The organism is Mycobacterium pinniadriaticum, from assembly GCF_026242045.1.
GTDB classification, from domain to species: domain Bacteria; phylum Actinomycetota; class Actinomycetes; order Mycobacteriales; family Mycobacteriaceae; genus Mycobacterium; species Mycobacterium pinniadriaticum.
Genome location: NZ_JAPJDO010000039.1, coordinates 16,637 through 37,412, shown reverse-complemented (window position 1 = coordinate 37,412; position 20,776 = coordinate 16,637). Strand labels below are relative to the sequence as shown.

Genomic DNA, 20,776 nt, shown 5'->3' with positions numbered 1-20,776 from the left:
TCCCGTAGGGCCGATGGTCCATTGTTGGCTGTGCGTTCGCTGTGACCGCGGGGTGATGTCGCAACCGTGCTATCGAGCCGCAAATGCGCGCAGCTTCTCCCCGAGTAGCGTGAGTTCAGAGTTCCCCTCGGCAGCAACTGCATTCATAAGTGTCTCGGCCTCGTCGACGTCAAAGTCCGGGGCCAACTCGACCCCGTTGATGAAAGACTGCCACCTGCGGGAGGATCGACAGAATGCAGCTGTCGCAACACATCCTCGGCCCGACGCTCCTCGTCGTCTGCGTGGTGATGGTGCTCGCCGCCGGAGCCGTGTACTGGTCAACGGCGCTCGGCTCGGTCTGGACCGTGCCACGCGCCGCGGTGCGCGCGGTGCTCCAGCTCGCGGCCGTCGCCGCCGTCCTCACCACGGCCCTGAGCAGATTGTGGACATCGCTTCTCGTGCTCGGTGTCATGTTCATCGCGGCAACGATCACCGCGGCGCGCCGCAGCCAATCCAACCGCTCCTGGCTGCTGGCCGTGGCACTCGCGGCAGGGCTGATATCGGTGGTGCCACTGCTGCTTGCGTCCGGGCTCGTGCCAATGACCGGAGTCGCCATCGTGCCCATCGTCGGAATACGTTGGACGCGGTCGACCGACCAGGAATTTGGCAATCAACACCACCACGGCGATCCCGCCGCCGCCTACCGCACCGAGCAGGACGGGCCGCCAGGATCTGCTGCGAACCGCTGCGACAGTACAGACCAGCACCAGCCACACGGTCTGACCGGTCGGGCCGCCCCAATTCGTAACCGGCACAAGGACTTGGGTCAACCACAGGTCACGGTGTCCGGCCAGCCATCGGGCCGCAGGGTGATCGACGATGACCACACCGTCGCCCTCCAACACGTCGTCGAGTAGGGCGGTGAACCCGACGGCCAGCAGGGTGACGCCGACCAGACCCGCCGCGAGCGCCGCACCCGCGATTCCCTCCAGCCGCAGCCATGCCCGCAGCGGTGAGGTGGGTGGCCCGAGCCTCGTTGCCACCCACTCCCACGCCCGACGGATCGGCATCGTCTCGCCGGCCCTGACGAGGACACGGCGCCACCCCGGATGTCGCGCAACCCCGATCGCCGTCAGCGCGATCACCCCCAGTACGGCGATCACACCGATGCTCACGACCCCGAAGCCCGCGCTACCGGCGCCGTAACCGTGGTTCACGTCTGACCATCCAACCAGGGCGCACGCTGAGAGATCGCTGAGAAGCGGTGGGCCGTGCAGCTGTCACCGGAGTAACGTGCCGCCGTGGTCCCGCCACGAACCGGCCCCCGACCCCGATCATCCTGGCTGCCGGTCTGCTGAAGATCCCGGATCTGTTCGGCCCGCTAGGCAACGGAATACACGGCCAGGTGCTGGTCGGCAGCCTGGCGTCTTTCGCATCCGCCTCTCTCGCGGTGCGGTTTCTGCTCCGCTACTTCGAAACACGCACTCTCATACCGTTTGCCATCTATTGCGTGCTCGCCGGCACCGTCGGCCTGTTGTGGCTGACCCTTCGCTGACATAGCCAGCGCCGACCACACCACGCGGCCGCAAAAAGGGCCAGACTTTCAGACCCGCGTTGCCGCCGCTGAACCTAGCCAATGGGGTTGAGCTCGGTCTGGCCCGAGGCGACAGCGGCCTGCGGGAAGGCTTGGACTCCAGCGAGTGGCGCGGTGGAATCCGGTTCGCGGGACTTGACCACGATCGATTACTACACCACTATTGACTCAATGACGATTGAGTCATCCCCACCGGGTGGAGAGCACGGCGCTGATCGGCGAGCACGAGTGCATGCCGCGTTGGGCGATCCGGCTCGGCTGACCATCGTGGACCGCCTTCTGCTGGCGGACGCCTCACCCTCGGAATTGCAGGGGTTGTTGTCGATGCCGTCGAATCTGGTCGCCCACCACCTGCGGATCCTGGAAGAGACCGGGGTAGTGCGGCGCACCCGCTCTGAGGCGGACCGCCGGCGCACTTATCTGCAACTGGTACCTGGCGCGCTCGAAGCCGCACTCCCTGCCGCCCATTGGCAGGCCCAGCGCGTGGTGTTCGTGTGCAGCCACAACTCGGCCCGCAGCCCGTTGGCGGTGGCGATCTGGAACCGGCGCAGCACACTGCCCGCTGCATCGGCGGGGACTCACCCCGCCGACATGGTGCATCCGGGAGCCGTCACAGCCGCGAAACGCAACGGTCTGGCGATGGCGTCGCACACCCCGGTGCACATCGACGACGTCGTTCGGGCCGGCGATCTCGTCGTTGCGGTGTGTGACAACGCTCATGAAGAGCTAGCCCCTGACCCGCGCCGGCTTCACTGGTCAATACCAGACCCGGCGCGATCGAACGCGTACGACGCTTTCGATCAGGCCGTGGACACGTTGACCGAGCGCATTGACCGTCTACTCCCGGCGCTACGCGCCAGCTGACCACCCACCCCGTGGCCACCTCATGGCCGCAACCGCCCCGCCCCCGCCCAGATGTGAAGGATGGATTGTGGACGTTTCAGCGTTGAGAAACAACAGCTTTCGCTTGGCGCTGTGCTTGACGGCGGCCCTCGCCGTGCCACTGTCGGCTTGCGGCAGCGACAACGCACAGCCCGAATACGTGAGCTCGGCTCACATCGATTGTGGCGGAAAGAAATCCTTGACTGCCAGTGGCTCCACAGCCCAGGCCAACGCGATCCCGGTGTTCGTGGAGGCGTTCACCGCCGCCTGCCCCGGCCAAACGGTGAACTACACCTCCAACGGCTCGGGGGCGGGGGTCAGCGAGTTCATGGACAATAGAACCGATTTCGGCGGTTCGGACTCTGCTTTGAGTCAACAGCGCGGCGAGTACGAAGCCGCCCAGCGGCGGTGCGGCTCGCCGGCATGGAACATCCCCGTCGTGTTCGGGCCAATCGCCATCACCTACAACCTCAGCGAAGTCCCCACCCTGGTGCTCGACGGCCCGACATCCGCCAGGATCTTCAATGGCGCCGTTACCCGCTGGGATGATCCCGCCATCAAGGCGCTGAATCCAACGGCGCAGCTGCCGCCGACCGACATCGTGGTGGTGTACCGCAGCGATGAATCGGGTACCACGGACAACTTCCAGCGCTACCTCGACGCCGCCTCGAAGGGCGCCTGGGGCAGAGCAGCGGGCAAGACGTTCAACGGCGGGGTCGGCCAGGGAGCGAAAGGCAACGAAGGAACGTCGGCGACAGTCCGGGACACACCTGGCGCGATCACCTACAACGAGTATTCGTTCGCCAAGGCACAGCGGCTGGCCAGCGCCCAGATCGTGACCTCCGCGGGCCCCAACCCGGTGCCGATCACCGCTGGCACCGTCGGCAAGACGATCTCGGCGGCGACCATCATCGGGCAGGGCAACGATCTCGTGCTGGACACCTCGCGCTTCTACACTCCGACCGCGGCCGGCGCCTACCCCATCGTGCTGGCGACCTATGAGCTGGTGTGTTCGAAGTACGCCGACTCAGCCACTGGACAAGCGGTCCGGGCATTTCTGCAGTCCGCGGTTGGGCCCGGCCAGCTGCATCTTGAGGATCACGGCTATTTCGCGTTGCCGCCGGACTTTCAGGCCAAGGTCGCCGCGGCCGCCAACGCCATCTCCTGAGCCGCCCGACCGCACGCGGAGCGTACGTGCTGGTTCAGCCCTTCGCCGCGGTGAGGGCTTGCAGAGCGGAGATTCCGACCGGCTCGGTGGCCAACAGCGGGATGACGGCGTAGCGGCTGGCGTATTTGGCTTGCACGGCGTCGATCTGGTCGACTTCGGCGGCGGCACGTTGTCGCAGCAGGGCGTTGCTGGGCGCGGCGGCGGCCACCGAGTTGTTGATGATCCAGGCCCACGGGTGGATACCGGCGCGGTCGAGATCGCGTTGGAGATCGGCGGCTTCCAGCACCGGCGTGGTCTCGGCAAGAGTGACGAGCAAGACCTTCGTGAGATCTTGGTCTTGGAGCCGCATCAACGGGGTCGTGTAGTGCGCACTGTCACCCATCTGGCGTGCTATCTCGCGGTGGTAGGAGCCGGTTGCGTCGAGCAGCAGCAGTGTGTGCCCGGTGGGCGCGGTGTCGAGGACGACGAACTTGCTGCGTGCCTCATGGATCACTTTCGAAAATGCCTGGAAGACAGCGACTTCCTCGGTGCAGGGCGAGCGCAGGTCCTCGGCGAGGGTGGCGCGTCCTGCCTCGTCGAGGTGGGCGCCCTTCGTGGCCATGACGCGCTCACGGTAGGCGTGGCTGGCCTCGGCGGGGTCAATCCTGGAAACCTGTAGGTGCTCAATGCCGCCTTGCAGGGTCTCGGTCAAGTGCGCCGCGGGGTCGGTGGTGGAAAGGTGCACGTCGTGGCCCCGATCGGCCAGCGCGACCGCAATGGCCGCGGCGACGGTGGTCTTGCCAACCCCGCCCTTGCCCATGCACAGCACCAGCCCCTTTCCCCCGCTCTCGATTTCGTCGACCAGATCACGCAACGGGGCGTCGGCCACCGCCGCTATGGTGGCCGGCCCGCGCGTAGCGTCGTCGGCCACGGTGGTGGTGTCGAACAGGGTCTGGAGTGCTTCGACTCCAACCATGTTGGTGGCCTTGAGGGCGATGCGGTCCTGGGGCAGCGCGCGCAGCGCCCCCGGCATGTCGGCGAGCGCGGCCTGCTCGCGGCCGGCGACCGCGGCGGCCAGCGGGTCGCTGTCGCCCTGCGGCTGGGGCATGACGGCGTTGACGACGACGTACTGGCGATTCATTCCCAATGCCGCCAATTCGTCATGGGTGCGCTCGATTTCACGCAGCGCCGACCGTGACGGACGGGCCACCAAGACCAGCCGAGTGCGATCCGGATCGGCCAGGGCGGCCACCGCGGCGGCGTAGGTGGACTTGTGTTTGTCCAGGCCCGCCATGGGGCCCAGGCATGAGGCGTCGCCTTTGCCGGCTTGCAGGAACTCCGTCCAGCTGCCCGGCAACTGCAGCAGTCGGATGGTGTGCCCGGTCGGAGCGGTGTCGAACAGTACGTGGTCGAACCCGGACACCGGCCCTTCGTCGTCGGTCAGCAGGGCGGTGAACTCGTCGAAGGAAGCGACCTCGGTGGTACACGAGCCGGACAGTTGCTCTGTGATCGAGGCGATCTCGGCCTCGGGCAGTAATCCGCGAACGGGTCCGACAATGCGTTCCCGGTAAGCCGACGCGGCCTGCTCAGGGTCGATCTCCAATGCCGACAACCCCTGCACCGCAGGGATATCGGTGATGGTGTTACCGATCACGACCCCGAAGACCTGCCCGACGTTGGAGGCCGGGTCGGTGGACACCAACAGCACCGTCTTGCCGGCGCCGGCCAATGCCACGGCCGAGGCACATGCGATCGACGTCTTGCCCACTCCCCCTTTGCCGGTGAAGAACATGAACCGCGGCGGGTCGGTCAGGAACCGTCGTTGGTGAAAGGTCATGGGGCACAATTCCTCACGGATCGGGGCGACAGTCGGCCGTCAGCAGCAGTCGGACTGTCCGGGCGGACAGCATGGTGTCGCGTTGGTGTCGGCAAGACCAAGGCTGACCGCCCCGGCGGGCGCCTCAGCCGGCGTATCCAGCCCGGCCCAGCGGGACAGTTCGGCGCGAGTGGGGTAGCGACCGGTCAACACCGTCACACCGTCGATGCACACCAGCGGCAATCCCGCCGAACCGGCGATCTCGAGGAACTGCTTGGCGACGGGGTCATGGGCGAACGCCAGCGGATCGTTGGCGAGATTGTGCCGGGCGATCTGCACGCCCCGCCCGAGGAGCCAGGCCATGTCGGCGCTGAACGCGACGAGGTTGGCATCGACATCGTCACCGCACACTCCGGTGTTGCAGCACAACGCCGGTTCGAACACAGAAATCGCGGGCACCTTGATTCTCCTTCACCGGTTGACGGCTGTATTGATAACTATCAATATAGGTCCATGTCCGCTGCGCCGCCATCCCCGGCCGAGCCCTGCTGCCCGCCATTGGCCTACCAACCGCTGGGCTCGGACTGGGCCAGTGAGTTGGCCCGGATGTTCAAAGCCCTGGGGGACCCGGTGCGGCTCCGGATATTGAGTTTGATCGCCAGCCACAAGGGTGGGCGGTGCTGCGTCTGCGACATCACGCCCGCGTTCGACCTCTCCCAGCCGACCATCTCTCATCACCTCAGGGCGCTGCGCGACGCGGGCTTGGTGGACTGCGAGCGACGCGGCACCTGGGTGTATTACTGGGTGATCCCGGCGGCCCTGGCACAGTTGTCGACGGTCCTGGCGCTCGATATCACCTCTTCCACCCCACCCGATTCCCTCGAGAGGACCTGCCGATGAGCCCGAAACCCTCCGTGTTGTTCGTCTGCGTGCATAACGCCGGCCGTTCACAGATGGCCGCGGGATTCCTCTCGGCATTGGCCGGCGGGGCCATCGAAGTCCGCTCCGCCGGCAGCGCCCCGGGCAAAGCCGTCAACCCTGCCGCCGTGGCGGCCATGACCGAGGTCGGAATCGACATCTCCGACCAGACTCCGAAAATCCTCACCACCGATGCAGTCGAAGCATCCGACGTGGTGATCACCATGGGCTGCGGCGATACCTGTCCGGTCTTTCCCGGTAAGAGCTACCGCGACTGGGTTCTCGAGGACCCGGCAGGCAAGGGTGTGGAAGCCGTACGCCCCATCCGCGACCAGATCAAGACCCGGATCGAAGCCCTCATCGCCGAACTGTTGCCCAACGCCACTGAAGCTGAAACCCGCAACTAGGCACAATAATTCGGGTGAGAACAGTGACCAGCATCGCTACCGCGCCACGGTGATACACGCACGCTCATACGGCGTCGAGTCGATTCCACAAGTCCGCATTGCGCTCGTTCACGTGATGTTCGCTTGTGACTTGATTCGATAGCTGTCAATATCGATGGGTGTCGAAATCCCCGGAAGTCTCGCACTGCACTGTCACGCCGCTGGTGCGCGAGCCACTCAACACTCAGGCCGCAACCGAGTTGGCGGGGACGATCAAGGCACTGTCGGATCCGGTCCGGTTGCGGCTGCTCAGCCTGATCGCCAGCCACCACGGCGGCGAAGCGTGCGTCTGCGATATTTCGGAAGGCATCGATGTCGGTCAGTCCACGATCTCCCATCATCTCAAGGTGCTGCGTACGGCAGGGCTGATCGACAGCGAGCGGCGCGGGTCGTGGGTGTACTACCGGGTGATTCCCAGAGCGCTGCAACAGCTTTCGACTCTCCTCGGCGCCGATCGCCTGATCGGGAGCCGCTGATGGATACCGTCGGACTGCCGCGTCGGTTGTTGGCCGAATTCGTCGGCACCGGACTGCTGGTCACCGTCGTGGTGGGGTCGGGCATCGCGGCGGCCCAGCTGTCCCCCAACGATGTCGGGTTGCAGCTGCTGGAGAATTCGACGGCGACCGTATTCGGGCTGGCGGTGCTGATCCTGCTGTTCGGACCGATTTCTGGTGCTCACTTCAACCCGGTGGTCACCGCGGCGGACTGGTTGTTAGGCCGACGCGCGGGCACCGGCATCAGCGCCAGGGATGCCGCCGCCTACACCGCAGCCCAGATCGCCGGAGGGGTCACCGGTTCCTGGCTGGCGAACCTGATGTTCGACCGCCGGATCTTCGAGATCGCGACCAAGGACCGCATCACCGCCGGACATCTCGTCGGCGAAGTCGTGGCGACCGCAGGACTGATCGCATTGATCTTCGCGTTGGCCCGCACCGGCCGGGCCGGAGTATCCGCCGCCGGCGTCGGCGCCTATATTGGCGCGGCCTACTGGTTCACCAGCTCCACCTCGTTCGCCAACCCCGCCGTAACCGTCGGGCGGATGTTCTCCGACACCTTCACCGGGATTGCGCCCGGCTCGGCACCCGGTTTCATCGCCGCCCAAATCATCGGTGCCCTCGTCGGGTTGGCGCTGATCGCGACCCTCTACCCCGACATCGCCGCCGACGCCGATGACGTCGTCGTCCCCCACCACCCCATCACCGCCGAGCCAACCGACTCGGCGTAAGCCCAGCGACCGTTGGTCCTGAATAGTCCCCTCCGAGGAGCACCCATGGCGTCTCGCCATATCATCGCGGTCGGCGGCAGCGACGCCGGCATCAGTGCCGCGCTGCGCATCCGTGAACTCGACCCCACGACCGAAGTCACCGTCGTGGTCGCCGATGCCTACCCCAACTTCTCCATCTGCGGGATCCCGTATTACGTCTCCGGCGAGGTCACGCACTGGACCAACCTCGCCCACCGCACGGCCGCCGACCTGGCCGCCACCGGCATGCGTGTGCTGACCGACACGCGGGCCACCCGCATCAACGTCGATGACCACACCCTCGACATCCTCGGCCCCGACGGCGACCCCGGCCAACTGAGCTATGACGCGCTGGTCGTCGGCACCGGCGCGGTGAGCGCTCGTCCCCCCATTAGCGGACTCACCGGACCCGACGCCCTCGGCCCGGGCAACGGCGTGCATCTATTGCATTCCATGGGCGACACGTTCGCGGTCATGGACTCACTGCAGCAACGCAATCCCGCCACCGCGGTCATCATCGGCGCCGGCTATATCGGCCTGGAAATGGCCGAAGCGCTCACCACGCGCGGCATCGCCGTCACCCAGGTCGAAGCCCTGCCCGAAGTGTTGCCGACCGTCGACCCCGAACTCGGTGCCCTGGTCCACACCGAGCTGGAGCGTCATGGCGTCGAGGTACTCACCAACACCACCGTCTCGGCCATCAACCGTGCCGAGGGCAACGCCCTGACCGTCACTGCCCGGCGTGGCGGCGAAACAATCACCCGGACAGTTGATTTCGTCCTCGTCGTGGTCGGCGTCCGACCCGACACCGAACTGGCCACCGACGCCGGCGCCGAACTCGGCAGCAAGGGGGCGATCGCCGTCGATGACTTCATGCGCACCAACCTCCCCGACGTCTTCGGCGCCGGGGACTGCGTACAGACCCATCACCGCCTCCTCGGCGTCACGTGGCTGCCGCTGGGCACCACCGCGCACAAGCAGGGCCGGGTCGCCGGCGAGAATGCCATCGGAGGCACGGCACGGTTCGCCGGCAGCCTGGGCACCCAGGTCGTCAAGGTCTTCGATCTCGTTGCCGCCCGCACCGGCCTGCGTGAACACGAAGCACTGGCGGCACAACGCGGTTGGCAGCCGGTCAGCACGACGTCCACCCCGGACGACCACAAGGCCTACTACCCCGGCGCCACGCCCATCCACATCCGCATCACCGGCGACGACGCCACCGGGCTGCTGCTGGGCGCACAACTCATCGGCCACCGCGGCGCCGAGGTATCCAAACGCGTCGACACCTATGCGGCCGCACTGTTCCACAGCATGACCGTCGAGGCGCTCAACGATCTCGACCTGGCCTACACACCGCCGCTCGGTTCACCCTGGGACGCGACCCAGATGGCCGCCCAAGCCTGGGTGCGTGAACACCACCTCGCAGAGCGTCAACGGAGTATGGCGGGGTGGTCGGGAGCCCACAACGAGGTGTCGGGCGACGGGTAATGCCCTGCCCCGAAACATTGAGATGAGCTTTGGCAGGCCAACATAGCGCCGAAACTTCGGTTTTTCTGCTGCCCGTCACTGGCCGCTACTTGAGGTCAGGTTGGTCGAACTTGGCTGTGGCGTTTTGCCGTTTGGCGGCGCGCACGATCAAATCGGCAGTTCGGCAAGCGGGCCTTTCGCGGTCGGCGGCTCCAATTGGCAGGCGGGCGGCACAGCGCAATACGAACTCCGCAAGCACGCTGTTGGTCGTGTACCGGACGACCAACAGGCTGGCGCGAGCGTGGCTGCCGCTGAAGGTCATGATGTGCTGGGATTCACGTTCCCAGCCTGACCAATTGAGGTCGGGCGGGCGTTGTAGGGCTGGCCAGTTCACGCCGATGGCGTCGATATCGCCGAGGATCGGATAGAGCGCCGCGACCAGGTGAGGGAGTTCATTGTTGATGCGGTCCGCACGTGGCCACCACGCACCGTCGATGTCCCGGCCCAGTGCGCCAGCCAACCGGAGTCGAACGGGTTTGGCCCAGCCCAGGCGACTGTTCGAGTCGATCATCGGAGGGGTCGCTGCGTGCGCGTGGGACCGAAAGCCATCCGAGTGCGACAACAGCCACCCGTACACATCTGGTCCCGGGTCATCCCTGACAGCGCCACGGCTACTGCGGCTCGATCCACGGTATTGTTCCCAGACAGTCGAGGTTGACCGTCCCACGGACGTGGGACGACGGGCGAATGACATTGCCCCGGCTGCATCGACTGCACCCGCAGCAGCGGACTACCGCTGGCAACGAAAAAGGCTCATTGCTGACAGTACTCCGCGGCGCGGACCGGCGAACCGTTTACGTCGCGAGTCAGTCCGCTGGGGGCCCTGCCGCGTAGAACTCCACGCCCTCGAGCGCTGCCACCGGCGCCCCATCCATGGTTTCAAACACTACGTCGAATTCCACGCTTCTGTCGCTGATCGGATGCGCGGCCAAACGACAACGCAAGTTAGTGTTTTCGGGGAACGGGTGGTTGAGCACGACCCTGCCGATCCGTTGCGGCAGCATCAGAGAACGTCCATGCGCACTCGCCCAAAGCAGGCCCAACTGCAGCCCGCCGTCCATGCTGGCAGGGTCGATGGCCCAGCCGCTTTCTGCCCAGCCCAGTTCACCCCGGCTCTTAAGTATCGCTGTGCCGCCGGCGGTTCCGAAAGTGTCGAGGTGTTGGATGGCCGCGAAATGCGGCCCGTGGAAGAGCGGACCGGCGTACGCGTCGTCGGTACTCATAGGCCACGCCGACCCCGCGATCTCTGGAACGAACACGCTTGGGGACTCATCGGGTTCGGTCTCCACGATCGCGCGATAGCGTTGCCGGCCGTCGGCGTCACGAATGGTCACGGAGTAGGACGATCCGGTCGCCGGGGCATCGAAGCCGATTGTGAGGGTTAGTTGTTCGCGTTCGCTGAGCGTGACCCCTGACAGCACCTGGAAGTCGCGGACCACCGGCCGCTCATTCACGACCAGACCACGTGCCGCGCGCAGCATGGCGTCGAGCACGATCACCACCGGCACCACCACCCTCCCGCGGACCCGATGATCCGCGAGCACCGGCAGGATCTCGGCCGACACGTCCCATTGCAGACGCGCGGCCTGCAGGGGACGCGCGGCAGGTGCCGCAACCATGACTACCGGTGCAGACGAGCGACGCAGCGCATGCTCGGCGAAGAATTGCGCACCCTCGGCGATGGGGATAACACCCACGCCGCCGAGTGACCGGCTCTCCACCGTCGCGCCGTCCCATGGACCCCAACCGAACGCCCTGACCACACACGCGCCCTTGCGTCGTGCGGACTCCCGGGCCGCGATGGCTTCCAGTACCGCGTTGGCCGATGCGTCCGCGGACTGCCCAGACTTCCCGGTGCGAGCCGCGATCGAGGAGAACAGCGAGATGAAGCGGAGGTCGTCGGTTGACGTTGCACCCAAGAGCGCTTCGGCACCAATCAATTTCGTGTTGAAGACCTTCACGAACTGTTCGTCGTCGAGGTCCTCCAGACGATTGTCGCCTGGTACACCGGCACCGTGGACAACACCGACGATCGGGCCGAAGTTCTGCCGCACCTCGTCCAGCACCCCGCAGACCGCAGCTTCGTCGGTGATGCTGGCCGCGAAGTAGCGGGCCGGAGTGCCCTGTGCCTGCGCCGTCGACAACGTGGCGCGGACTTCCCGTTCGGCGATCAACCATTCCGCCCGCTCGCGCGCCCGCGGCAAGCTCATCGCCTTCGCACCGGGATCTGCGGATGTCAGCAATGCCCTGACGATCTCGGCGACAGTCGTTCCGGAAGGGCCGTCCGGCATGGTGTCAGGTAGTGCCGTGCGGCCGAGCAGCACCAGCCGTAGGCCGTGGCGTTTCGCAAGTGCCAGGGCCGCCGGTGCCGTCACACCGCGCGCGCCACCGGTAACCACGACCACACCGCTTCGGGCCACGCTGATCGTCTCCTGCACGGGCGAAGCTTCGACATCGTCGACGATCAGCCGCGTGCCGTCGTCGCGCAGCGCTACCTGGACGCCGCTGCCGCCCGCAAGTAGCTCGGCGAGCAACCGTTCCGGATCGAGGCTTTCGATGTCTATCGCCCGCACCGAGGCGTTGGGCCACTCCCATGCGGCAGTCTTCACCAGGCTCGCCACGCCGACGGGTACGTTCGCCTCTGCAAATCGAGCGCCCGTCGACTGCACGGTGACGAAGAGTCGTGAGCCCGAGCTGCTCTTGGCGACGCTACGGGCGCCGTGGAAGGCACGCACATGCATCGCGACGCAATCGTCCGGCGAACTGGCCTGCGCCAGAGCCGCAAGGCAGATGACGGCGCCGGCCTCGTCAGGCACCTCATCGATAACTCGAGCCCTGATCCCGTGAGTTCTCATCAAGCGCTCGAGAGCGTCCGCGAAAATCGGGTCTTCGCGCGTGATGAAGACATCGCCGTCACGCAGACCCGCCATCGCGGTACCGCCTGCCAACACCGCCCTGAACGCCACCTCGGTACAACGGAGGCCGACGGATGCTGCGGCTAGAACAGCTGAATGCTGCACGCCCACGGCATGTTTGGTGATCCGACCAGAGGTCGAGTCCCCAAGCGAGTTCACCACATCCTCCGGGGTGCGCAGGCTCGCGAGCTCCGGGCCTTCAGGTGGCGCGCCCGCACCCACATCCGGCGCCAGTAGGACCACTGTCGGCGCCGAGGTGAGTGATTGTGAGACGACAGTCTGATCACTGACGATCGTGGCCATCATCTGCAGAGACATGTCCAGAAGAGCGCGGTGCCTTTCCGCCAGCTCTTCCAGATGGCGCTGGTGCTGCACGGCCGTCTGCTTGTGGATGCGACCGATGACACCCCAGTCATCCGCGGAAGGCGGCGACTCGACGGCCGGCTCACACACTTCGTTGCGCTGAAGCGCCAGGGTGGGCTCGGGTCCTTCGGCAGCCTGCGTCGGCCTGCCCGGCGAGTTCACGCGTTTGCGATTCGGCGCGAGCGAGATCGTCCCGTTCGCCGACAGCCAGAGTTGGCCAACGTTGGCTCCTCCCGCCATGACGGCATGCTCTGGCACCATTGCCGATTCCCAGCAATAGCGGGAGTTCAGGCACCAGTAGCCCGGCGGCGCGGGGCATTGGGTTGATCACGCGGACCGAGACGGCACATGCTTCACCGGTGTGTCGCAATTGTCAACCTGCCCCACCAGGGGTAGTGGGTCAGGTTGAACGTGTCGGAATCGCGCGCCAGATTGGCCTTCGTCAGCGGATGCACCAATGACGTTGGGCGGGTCGCCCGCGCTATCGACCTCGCTGTGACTTGATGAGCGCGAGGCGCTCCTGAAGCAGCACTTCAAGCTCTTCGATCGAGCGTCGTTCTAGCAGCATGTCCCAGTGCGTACGCGGGACCTTGACCTTCTTCTTGGGTTCGACCAACTCACCAGCCTCGATGAGCCTGCCCTCGAAACCATTGCGGCAGTCCCAGGTATCGGGGATCTCCGCGTCGTCCGCCAAGGGAATGTCGAACTCTTCGCCGTTCGCGGTGCGATACCGCGCGATCTGACGCCCCGCCAGATTGTCATTGCGGTCGGTCTCATAACTTATCGATCCGAGGCGAGTGCCCCTCATTACGCGATCAGCCATCAGCGGCATTCCTTTGGTAGCGGGGCGGCGTGTACGCCCCGGCAATGCTCGCCAGACAGGTGACACCTTCGTACACCAATGTAGCCCTACGCGGCGCCGCGCCGTCGCCCGAGCGATATCGCGTCCAGTCCATCAGGGCCGCGATATGTGTTCACAGGCGGTTCTGCAAACCTGCGGCCGTCGCGGGCATGGTTTCCGCTGGGCGCCCACAGACAGGAGCCCTGAACGCCGAACCCCAACGAGGAGGGACAACAAGCATTCGCTCCTGACCAAGTCGACCCTTTGCTAGTTTTGCTCGCAACATCGAGGTATCACGACGTTCTGGCAAAGGAGGCGCGTTGAGCGCCAAAATCGGTCCAGCACCATTCATCGTGAAGTCCCAAAAAAGTTTGCGAAGCCTTTGCGCCGCGGGCGTCGCCGCCGCCACGGTGGCGGCAGGTTTGAATGCCACACCGCCAAGCGAAACCACGGCGCGACCGCATGTCCGCCTGGTAGCGCAGTTAGAGGCCACGCTCACCGCGGCAGCGGTAGACACTGTCGCCAGCACCGCGTTCCCCCTGACCGTCTCGGTCTCTGGTGCGCCCTCGAAGTCCGACGGATCGAATTCCCTTGCGGCAGAGAGAACCCCGACCGCGAGCGTGACGCCGGCATCGGATCCTGGCAAATTTACCGTCGCTGGGTTAATCCTCGCCGGAGCCGGAGTGCTGTTGGCCCCGATCTGGTACATCGGTTTTCCGGTCACCATTCCGCTGAGCACGCTGGCCCTGGGCCTCGTGGCATTTGTGCCACATCCTTCGCTCCCGAAATTGCCTTCTCCCCTTGGCGAAATCGCCGTAGTGGCGATCGGTGCGCTTGTCTACGCGGTCGTGCCCCCAGCGCTGGTCGCATTAGGGCTGTCGATAGTGGTGTCCGCACTGGCCCCTGCGGCCGCCACTCAGCAACCTGCGGCCGGTACGAAGGCGGCAACGGATGCCGAGCACACCGGCGAGACCCCAGTCGCCACCGGCCACTCTGGCCGCAATGTCGCAGGACCCGGCCACCAGTCCTCGACCAGCGCGCGTAGTCGCATCCAACCGGCCGCCGCCGTCCCCGCGAAGCGGACCGACTCCGGGACCGCCGACCCATCGTCGAAGAAGTCGACCGCCGACTCATCATCGAAGAAGTCGACCAACGGCGGGCACGCGAAGCGAGCAGTCGGCAGCAGCGGACGAAATCGCTAGCCCTCGGAACGAATGCAGGCCCGGTGCATACCGGGCCTGACCAGCGTGGCAGGTACAGGATTCGAACCTGTGTAGGCTTCCGCCGACGGATTTACAGTCCGCACGGTTCCGTCCCTAGGTGTTGCCTGTTGTCTCAGCAATGGCATGTGACCTGCGACTATCATCCATAGACATCCCCCTCCCTCCCCCGTTGTGTCACCCGACATGTGACAACGTCGTGACAACAATGCATTCTGCATTTGCCCTCGCGACCCCTGGGTTGTGAGCTAGCCGGTTCGAATCTCACACTGCGCTGTGGGTCCCAAACGTGCACGTCACCGCCAACCACCGTCTCTGCCCTCACGCAGCGTCCTTGGTAATCCTGGGCGTCGAAGGCGGGCGGCCGTCCGCCGCGCGATCTCCTCTCCTGAGGCGGTGGGCGATCTGGTCTGAGGGCTGGGAATCACCACGGTGATCCCACGGCGACGTAGCTCGGCACGGATCGCGCGGCTGGAATAAGCCTTGTCGCCACGCAGACGATCTGGTCGGGTGCGTGGCCGACCCCGGCCGGGGCGATCGACCCGCAGATGTGCCAGCAGATGCTCCAGCAGTGGGGCGTCGTCGGTTTGACCGGGCGAGACCAGCACCACCAGCGGTCGCCCGGCGCCGTCGACGAGGTGGTGGATCTTGCTGGTCAACCCGCCCCGGGAACGGCCAATACCGTGGTCAGGCGGCTCGACGCGGGGATTGTTGTAATTCGACCCAGCCCCCCGTGTGGCGGGCGACGTTCGTGGCGTGTTGGTGTGCCCGAGCGATCGTGGAATCCACCGCCACGGCCCAATCGATGGCCTCGGCAGCCTCAGCAGCGCTGAGCAACCGGGCCAGTACCGCATCCCAGGTGCCATCAGCACTCATCCGCCGATGCCAGCACCAAATCGTCTGCCACGGCCCGAACACCTCGGGCACATCACGCCAGGCAATCCCACACCGGTAGCGATAGATGATGCCCTCGACCATCTGGCGGGCATCCCGAAAAGGCCTGCCCTTCTTGCCCGTACGCACCGGCAAAAGCCCCGCCGATCAACTCCCACTGAGCATCGGAAAACGCGACACACCTCAAGCCTCAGTCCCAGGCACAGCGAAAGAAACATTTGTTAGACACGCCCTAGGCCCGGATTTTTCGTGGAATGTTGCCGGTGATGGTGTGTAGATAAGCGAAAGTGCCTGTCCTGCAAGGAATAATTGGACTTCTCGACGGTTCAATCGTTCCAACTGGAAGGCACTTCGCAGGTGAAGAATATCGCGGTGGCATCGCGGGTGAAAGTGTCCGCTGACGGCCATGGTGTCGTGTCGCATGCCGGGATGGGCATGCTGCGCGAATTGGCCGACCGGACCGGGTTATCGGCGCAGGTCACGGCCGTGTTGGGGGACACCTACCGCGGCCCGTGGGTGCACGCACCCGGGGATGTATTCGCCGATCTGGCGGCCGCGGTCGCCGATGGGGCCGATTGCATCGACGGGGTCGGCCAGTTGTGTGGGGACCGTGAGCATGTGTTCGGTCCCGCAGCGTCGACGACCACGATGTGGCGGCTGGTCGATGAGCGGATCGATGCCGCACACCTGCCCGGGGTGCGGGCAGCACGAGCCGGCGCGCGGGCCGCAGCGTGGGCGGCCGGAGCCGCCCCCACCGGTGAGGGCTGGCTGCACATCGACATCGACGCCACCCTGGTGATCGATCACTCCGACAACAAAGCCGGCGCCACACCGACCTGGAAGAAAAGCTATGGTCACCACCCGCTGCTGGCGTTCCTGGATCGCCCCGAGATCGCCGGCGGGGAAGCCCTGGCCGGGCTGCTGCGCACCGGCAACGCCGGCTCCAACACCGCCTCAGATCACGTCATCGTCCTAGCTCAGGCGTTGGCCGCCCTCCCGGCGGCGTGGCGGCCGGACCCGCTGGATCCTGATGCGCCTCGGGTATTGGTGCGCTGCGACACCGCCGGGGCCACCCACAGATTCGCCGACGCCTGCCGCACCGCCGGAGTCGGGTTCTCCTTCGGGTATCCCGTCGATCTACGGGTGCAGGACGCCGTGGACACCCTCAACCTCGCAGCTGGCTGGTACCCGGCGATCGACACCCACGGCGGCATCCGCGACGGCGCCTGGGTCGCCGAGGCCACCACCTTGGTCAACCTGGCTTCCTGGCCGACCGGGACCCGTCTGATCCTGCGTAAAGAGCGTCCCCACCCCGGGGCGCAGCTACGGTTCACCGACGCCGACGGCATGCGGGTCACCGCGTTCATCACCGACACTGAACCCGGTGTCGTGCCCGGCCAAGTCGCCGGACTGGAACTGCGGCACCGTCAGCACGCCCGCGTCGAAGACCGGATCCGCGAACTCAAAGCCACCGGGCTGCGTAACCTGCCGTGCCACAGCTTCTGGGCCAACGCCGCCTGGCTGGAAATCATCCTCGCCGCCACCGATCTGATCACCTGGGCCCGCCTGATCGGCTTCCGTGGCCACCCGGCACTGGCCCGCGCCGAGATCACCACCTTCCGCTACCGAGTCCTGCACGTCGCGGCCCGCATCACCCGCAGCGCCCGCCAACAACGACTACGTATCGACGCCACCTGGCGCTGGGCATCAGCGATCGCGACCGCCTGGCAACACATCCGCACCGCCTTCGGATGACCGACAGCCCATCTGACCGACCGAGCATGAAGGACCCCACCGGCCCCAGGAAAGCCCGCCCCACCCGGCGACACGGGACAACCCCACCACGCCACCACACGAAAACTCATACCCCACACAACAATTCGGCGGCAGACCCAGCCCCCATCAATTCCCACGCAAAATCGAGGCTAGCTGTCCAGGGGCGCTGCGCTCCTCCGTGGGGATAGAAAATTTCGCTGTGCGCTCGACTCGGATCACTGGTTGTGCCCCACGAATCGCGGGGTGATGCTGGAGGAGTGTTTCGGTCGACCCCGGTCCGTCTATGTTGCCGCTGAGCCCGCAGGCTAGCTTGGGGCGGAGGGCACAACCTTGTCCGCGGGAACCGTGGAATGTTGCCTTCGAGCACGAGTGTCAGAGTCCTGTTTCACCCCGCCCTCCCCGAAACACCTTCCACAACAACGAATTACGGTACATCAGATGAGGTGATCGGTGATGGATGTGGTGCACCCGCGGTGCGCGGGAATCGATTGTTCGAAGAAGGACGCCAAAGTCTGTATCCGGATCCAGGGTCAGGGCCGGCGTGCGACTTCGGCCACGGTGAGCACCTGGGGTGCCACCACCGGACAGATCCTGGCGCTGCGCGAGCACCTGATCGCGGCGAAGGTGAGCTGTGTGGTGATCGAGTCCACCAGCGACTACTGGAAACCGTTCTACTACCTGCTCGACGACGAACTCGACGTGGTGCTGGTCAACGCCGCCTCGGTGCGTAACCTGCCCGGCCGCAAGACCGACGTTTCCGATGCGGCGTGGCTGGCCGACCTGGGCGCACACGGACTGGTGAAGGCCTCGTTCGTACCTCCGGCTCCGATCCGGGCGTTACGCGATCTGACCCGTACCCGCACCGTGATCACCCGCGAACGCACCCGGGAAGTGCAGCGCCTGGAGAAACTCCTCGAAGACGCCGGGATCAAGTTGTCCTCGGTCGCCTCCGATATCACCGGTGTCTCCGGGCGCGCCATGTTGGAGGCGCTGATCGCCGGGCAACGCGACCCCGCCGTACTCGCCGATTTGGCCCGACGCCGGATGCGGTCGAAGATCAGCGCCCTGACCGAAGCGCTGACCGGGCGATTCAATGACCACCACGCGTTCATGGCGCGACTGTTCCTGGACCGCATCGACGCCCACACCGCCGACATCGGCCGACTTGACGAGCGCATCGAGGAGGCGATGGAACCTTTTCGCCCAGCCCGGGACCTGCTGATCAGTATCCCGGGATTCTCCCGAATCGTGGCTGAAGTGTTCCTCGCCGAAACCGGCGGCGACATGAGCGTGTTCCCCACCGCCGGGCACCTGGCATCCTGGGCCGGAGTCTCGCCCGGTTCCAACGAGTCCGCCGGCCGAGTGAAGTCGACCAAGACCCGGCCTGGCAATCGCTACCTCAAGGGCGTCCTCGGCATCGCCGCGCTGTCGGCCGCCCGATCCAAGAACACCTACTTCTCGGCGAAATACAAACGCATCACGACCCGACGCGGCCCGATGCGCGCCATCGTCGCCCTCGAACACGCCATGATCATCGCCGCCCACAACATGCTCACCAACCGCGACTTCTACCGCGACCCCGGCGCCACCTACTACACCGCCCACCAGCCCGCCCAAACCAAATCCCGAGCAATCAACCAACTCGAATCCCTCGGCTACCGAGTCACCCTCGAACCACTCACCAACACCGCATAACCCACCAACCAGCCGGGTCACCCGTTGTGGTCACCCAATTTTCGTGTCAGTTCCCAGTAGGGGGCATCAACATCGATTGCCAGGTGCGTTCATTCTGGCCTTGTTGGGCGAGGTCGGCTTGGGTGTAGATGTGACCGTCGGGCCCGATGTAGGTACCGGTCGCCGGATCGTAGTTCGTGACCGCGAGCGGTGGCGCTGACCCGGTTGCGCCCTCCGCCGATGGTGTGCCTGACGGACCCGCTGTGGCGGACGGCAGTTGCGGGATGTCCTGCCCGGACAGGGTCGCGTTGGGGTCACCTTTCCAGTTGTTGCCGTCATTGAGTGGCACGTATTGCTCATTGCTCTCGCACATCTTGACGGTGGGGGCACGTTTGCCGGGCACGGTCAGGCACGGGAAGTTTCGTGCGCCGCGTACGGCGATCGGTGAGTCCTTCGGGATGCGGCAGTACAGGTCGCCCGGCGGAAGATCCGGCTTGTCTTCAAAGGTCGGCGGGCGTTGCTGCTGGATGGGCAAGAACCCGGTGTTACATGGTGCCGGTACATTGAGATTGAGATTGAAGTCCAAGAACAGCCCCTCATAGGCCTGGTTGGTGTTCATGTTCGGCACGGACATGCCCTGGAACTCGGCCGTCCCTGCCGGCAGCAGTACCAACAACTGCTCGATAGCCGGCTGATAGGCGATCGCGACGGTGTTCATGCTCACCAGGTTGGCCAGCAAGACCGGTACGGTAGGCCGCAATCGGTCGATGAGTTCTCGGGCCTCTTGGGCCGCCGCCGGGCCCCTTTCCAGAAGTCCGGCGACCGAGGTGTCGTTGTCGTGCAGTTGCCCGGTGATCGTCGCCATGTGTCGTGCCCACGAACTGATCTCATCCGATGTCTGAGTTTGCGAGTCCAAGACTGGTTGCGACTGATCGATCAACGTGGTGAGGGCGTCCAGATTCGCGCGTGCGTCGATGGCCAGCTGAGTGGTTCCTTTGACCAACCGCGAGATCTCGGGTCCTAAACCGCCTACCGCCGTGTAGCTTTCGTCGATCACGGTCTTCAGGTTGTCGTGCGGGATGGCCTGCAAACCACGGTTGGCAGCGTCGAGCAGTCTATTGATGTCGGGTGGCACCTGGCTGTTTTCTACAGGTATGACGTCGCCGTTCTTCAGCGCCGGCGCGCCGGCGCTGCGCGGAATAAGCGCGACATACTGCTCACCTACAGCCGAAACGCTATGCACCTGGACTTGCACATCGGAGGGGATCTGCAAATCCGAGCGCAGCGACAGCACAGCCTCGACACCGGTGTCCGTCAGATGAACGCTGGTGACGCGCCCCACCTCCGTGCCCCGATAGGTCACGTTGCCGGTCTTGTAGAGCCCGCCCGCCTGCGGCAGCTGCACGGTCACCTGATACCGCCCGGCCCCGAACCACGTCACCGGCGCCTTGAAGTAACCGAAGAACATCACGGCACCCGCGACCAGGGCGACCACCAGGAAGATGGCCAGCTGGATGACGGTACGTCGGTGCAGGTGCACG

At 65.5% G+C, this 20,776-nt stretch carries 19 protein-coding genes, 1 tRNA gene and 1 pseudogene; 12 read left to right on the top strand and 9 right to left on the bottom strand.

The window, feature by feature from the left end:
* Positions 1-233: 233 nt before the first annotated feature.
* The 4 genes and pseudogenes from ORI27_RS27400 to pstS all read left to right on the top strand — a co-directional run bounded on the left by ORI27_RS27400 (position 234) and on the right by pstS (position 3,623).
* The gene (locus ORI27_RS27400) at positions 234-896 is read left to right on the top strand and encodes an ABC transporter permease (protein ID WP_323055682.1); all 663 of its coding nucleotides are present in this window, start codon (positions 234-236) and stop codon (positions 894-896) included.
* A 410-nt stretch (positions 897-1,306) separates the two neighbouring features.
* Positions 1,307-1,534: pseudogene (locus ORI27_RS27395) on the top strand (undecaprenyl-diphosphate phosphatase); the annotation flags it as partial.
* Positions 1,535-1,744: 210 nt separating this feature from the next.
* A complete protein-coding gene (locus tag ORI27_RS27390; protein WP_266000248.1) occupies positions 1,745-2,437 on the top strand; it encodes an arsenate reductase/protein-tyrosine-phosphatase family protein in 693 nt (230 codons plus the stop codon).
* Positions 2,438-2,519: 82 nt separating this feature from the next.
* Positions 2,520-3,623: a phosphate ABC transporter substrate-binding protein PstS gene (gene pstS, locus ORI27_RS27385; protein WP_266000278.1), complete on the top strand. Its 1,104-nt coding sequence runs from the start codon at positions 2,520-2,522 to the stop codon at positions 3,621-3,623.
* A gap of 34 nt (positions 3,624-3,657) precedes the next feature.
* Here pstS and arsA read toward each other — a convergent pair whose 3' ends face one another.
* Positions 3,658-5,439 (bottom strand): arsenical pump-driving ATPase, encoded by a 1,782-nt coding sequence (gene arsA, locus ORI27_RS27380; protein WP_266000249.1) that lies wholly within the window; start codon positions 5,437-5,439, stop codon positions 3,658-3,660.
* A gap of 39 nt (positions 5,440-5,478) precedes the next feature.
* Positions 5,479-5,877: an arsenite efflux transporter metallochaperone ArsD gene (gene arsD / locus ORI27_RS27375; protein WP_266000250.1), complete on the bottom strand. Its 399-nt coding sequence runs from the start codon at positions 5,875-5,877 to the stop codon at positions 5,479-5,481.
* A gap of 54 nt (positions 5,878-5,931) precedes the next feature.
* On the opposite strand from arsD, the gene ORI27_RS27370 reads away from it, so the two are divergent.
* The 5 genes from ORI27_RS27370 (at position 5,932) to ORI27_RS27350 (ending at position 9,513) form a co-directional block, all read left to right on the top strand.
* Positions 5,932-6,318, top strand: coding sequence for an ArsR/SmtB family transcription factor (locus tag ORI27_RS27370; RefSeq protein WP_266000251.1), 387 nt, complete (start codon positions 5,932-5,934; stop codon positions 6,316-6,318).
* On the top strand, positions 6,315-6,743 hold the full coding sequence (locus ORI27_RS27365; protein ID WP_266000252.1) for an arsenate reductase ArsC: 429 nt from the start codon (positions 6,315-6,317) through the stop codon (positions 6,741-6,743). The genes ORI27_RS27370 and ORI27_RS27365 overlap by 4 nt, the downstream gene beginning before the upstream one ends.
* 158 nt (positions 6,744-6,901) lie before the next feature.
* Complete coding sequence (locus tag ORI27_RS27360) at positions 6,902-7,258, top strand: ArsR/SmtB family transcription factor (RefSeq protein ID WP_266000253.1); 357 nt, start codon at positions 6,902-6,904, stop codon at positions 7,256-7,258.
* Positions 7,258-8,007, top strand: a complete 750-nt coding sequence (locus ORI27_RS27355; protein WP_266000254.1) for an aquaporin — start codon at positions 7,258-7,260, stop codon at positions 8,005-8,007. The genes ORI27_RS27360 and ORI27_RS27355 overlap by 1 nt, the downstream gene beginning before the upstream one ends.
* A gap of 45 nt (positions 8,008-8,052) precedes the next feature.
* Complete coding sequence (locus ORI27_RS27350) at positions 8,053-9,513, top strand: FAD-dependent oxidoreductase (protein ID WP_266000255.1); 1,461 nt, start codon at positions 8,053-8,055, stop codon at positions 9,511-9,513.
* A gap of 85 nt (positions 9,514-9,598) precedes the next feature.
* On the opposite strand, the gene ORI27_RS27345 is transcribed toward ORI27_RS27350, so the two are convergent.
* The 3 genes from ORI27_RS27345 to ORI27_RS27335 form a co-directional block, all read right to left on the bottom strand.
* Complete coding sequence (locus tag ORI27_RS27345) at positions 9,599-10,060, bottom strand: DUF5994 family protein (RefSeq protein ID WP_407666445.1); 462 nt, start codon at positions 10,058-10,060, stop codon at positions 9,599-9,601.
* A gap of 298 nt (positions 10,061-10,358) precedes the next feature.
* Positions 10,359-13,070, bottom strand: a complete 2,712-nt coding sequence (locus tag ORI27_RS27340) for an SDR family NAD(P)-dependent oxidoreductase (protein WP_266000257.1) — start codon at positions 13,068-13,070, stop codon at positions 10,359-10,361.
* Positions 13,071-13,311: 241 nt separating this feature from the next.
* Entirely contained in the window at positions 13,312-13,653 is a 342-nt protein-coding gene (locus ORI27_RS27335) for an RNA polymerase-binding protein RbpA (protein ID WP_266000258.1), read from the bottom strand.
* 701 nt (positions 13,654-14,354) lie between these two features.
* Between ORI27_RS27335 and ORI27_RS27330 the strand changes: the two genes are divergently transcribed.
* On the top strand, positions 14,355-14,873 hold the full coding sequence (locus ORI27_RS27330) for a hypothetical protein (RefSeq protein WP_266000259.1): 519 nt from the start codon (positions 14,355-14,357) through the stop codon (positions 14,871-14,873).
* 46 nt (positions 14,874-14,919) lie between these two features.
* On the opposite strand, the gene ORI27_RS27325 is transcribed toward ORI27_RS27330, so the two are convergent.
* The 3 genes from ORI27_RS27325 to ORI27_RS27320 all read right to left on the bottom strand — a co-directional run bounded on the left by ORI27_RS27325 (position 14,920) and on the right by ORI27_RS27320 (position 15,914).
* Positions 14,920-14,989, bottom strand: a tRNA-Tyr gene (locus ORI27_RS27325).
* A gap of 198 nt (positions 14,990-15,187) precedes the next feature.
* On the bottom strand, positions 15,188-15,571 hold the full coding sequence (locus ORI27_RS33220) for a transposase (RefSeq protein ID WP_410174326.1): 384 nt from the start codon (positions 15,569-15,571) through the stop codon (positions 15,188-15,190).
* Positions 15,572-15,578: 7 nt separating this feature from the next.
* On the bottom strand, positions 15,579-15,914 hold the full coding sequence (locus ORI27_RS27320; RefSeq protein ID WP_266000260.1) for a transposase: 336 nt from the start codon (positions 15,912-15,914) through the stop codon (positions 15,579-15,581).
* Between the two features lie 228 nt (positions 15,915-16,142).
* Here ORI27_RS27320 and ORI27_RS27315 point away from each other — a divergent pair, with 228 nt between their 5' ends.
* Both ORI27_RS27315 and ORI27_RS27310 read left to right on the top strand, forming a co-directional pair.
* Positions 16,143-17,540, top strand: coding sequence for an IS1380 family transposase (locus tag ORI27_RS27315; protein WP_266000261.1), 1,398 nt, complete (start codon positions 16,143-16,145; stop codon positions 17,538-17,540).
* Positions 17,541-18,014: 474 nt separating this feature from the next.
* On the top strand, positions 18,015-19,256 hold the full coding sequence (locus ORI27_RS27310) for an IS110 family RNA-guided transposase (RefSeq protein ID WP_266000262.1): 1,242 nt from the start codon (positions 18,015-18,017) through the stop codon (positions 19,254-19,256).
* Positions 19,257-19,302: 46 nt separating this feature from the next.
* Here the strand turns inward: ORI27_RS27310 and ORI27_RS27305 are convergent, their stop codons facing one another.
* Positions 19,303-20,775, bottom strand: coding sequence for an MCE family protein (locus tag ORI27_RS27305; RefSeq protein WP_266000263.1), 1,473 nt, complete (start codon positions 20,773-20,775; stop codon positions 19,303-19,305).
* Between the last annotated feature and the right edge of the window lies 1 nt (position 20,776).

Coding starts and splice junctions, on each gene's coding strand:
- ORI27_RS27365 (WP_266000252.1), top strand. CDS start 6,315: ATGAGCCCGAAACCCTCCGTGTTGTTCGTCTGCGTGCATAACGCCGGC.
- arsA (WP_266000249.1), bottom strand. CDS start 5,439: ATGACCTTTCACCAACGACGGTTCCTGACCGACCCGCCGCGGTTCATG.
- ORI27_RS27310 (WP_266000262.1), top strand. CDS start 18,015: ATGGATGTGGTGCACCCGCGGTGCGCGGGAATCGATTGTTCGAAGAAG.
- ORI27_RS27390 (WP_266000248.1), top strand. CDS start 1,745: ATGACGATTGAGTCATCCCCACCGGGTGGAGAGCACGGCGCTGATCGG.
- ORI27_RS27340 (WP_266000257.1), bottom strand. CDS start 13,070: ATGGCGGGAGGAGCCAACGTTGGCCAACTCTGGCTGTCGGCGAACGGG.
- ORI27_RS27400 (WP_323055682.1), top strand. CDS start 234: ATGCAGCTGTCGCAACACATCCTCGGCCCGACGCTCCTCGTCGTCTGC.
- ORI27_RS27350 (WP_266000255.1), top strand. CDS start 8,053: ATGGCGTCTCGCCATATCATCGCGGTCGGCGGCAGCGACGCCGGCATC.
- ORI27_RS27355 (WP_266000254.1), top strand. CDS start 7,258: ATGGATACCGTCGGACTGCCGCGTCGGTTGTTGGCCGAATTCGTCGGC.
- ORI27_RS27335 (WP_266000258.1), bottom strand. CDS start 13,653: ATGGCTGATCGCGTAATGAGGGGCACTCGCCTCGGATCGATAAGTTAT.
- ORI27_RS27370 (WP_266000251.1), top strand. CDS start 5,932: ATGTCCGCTGCGCCGCCATCCCCGGCCGAGCCCTGCTGCCCGCCATTG.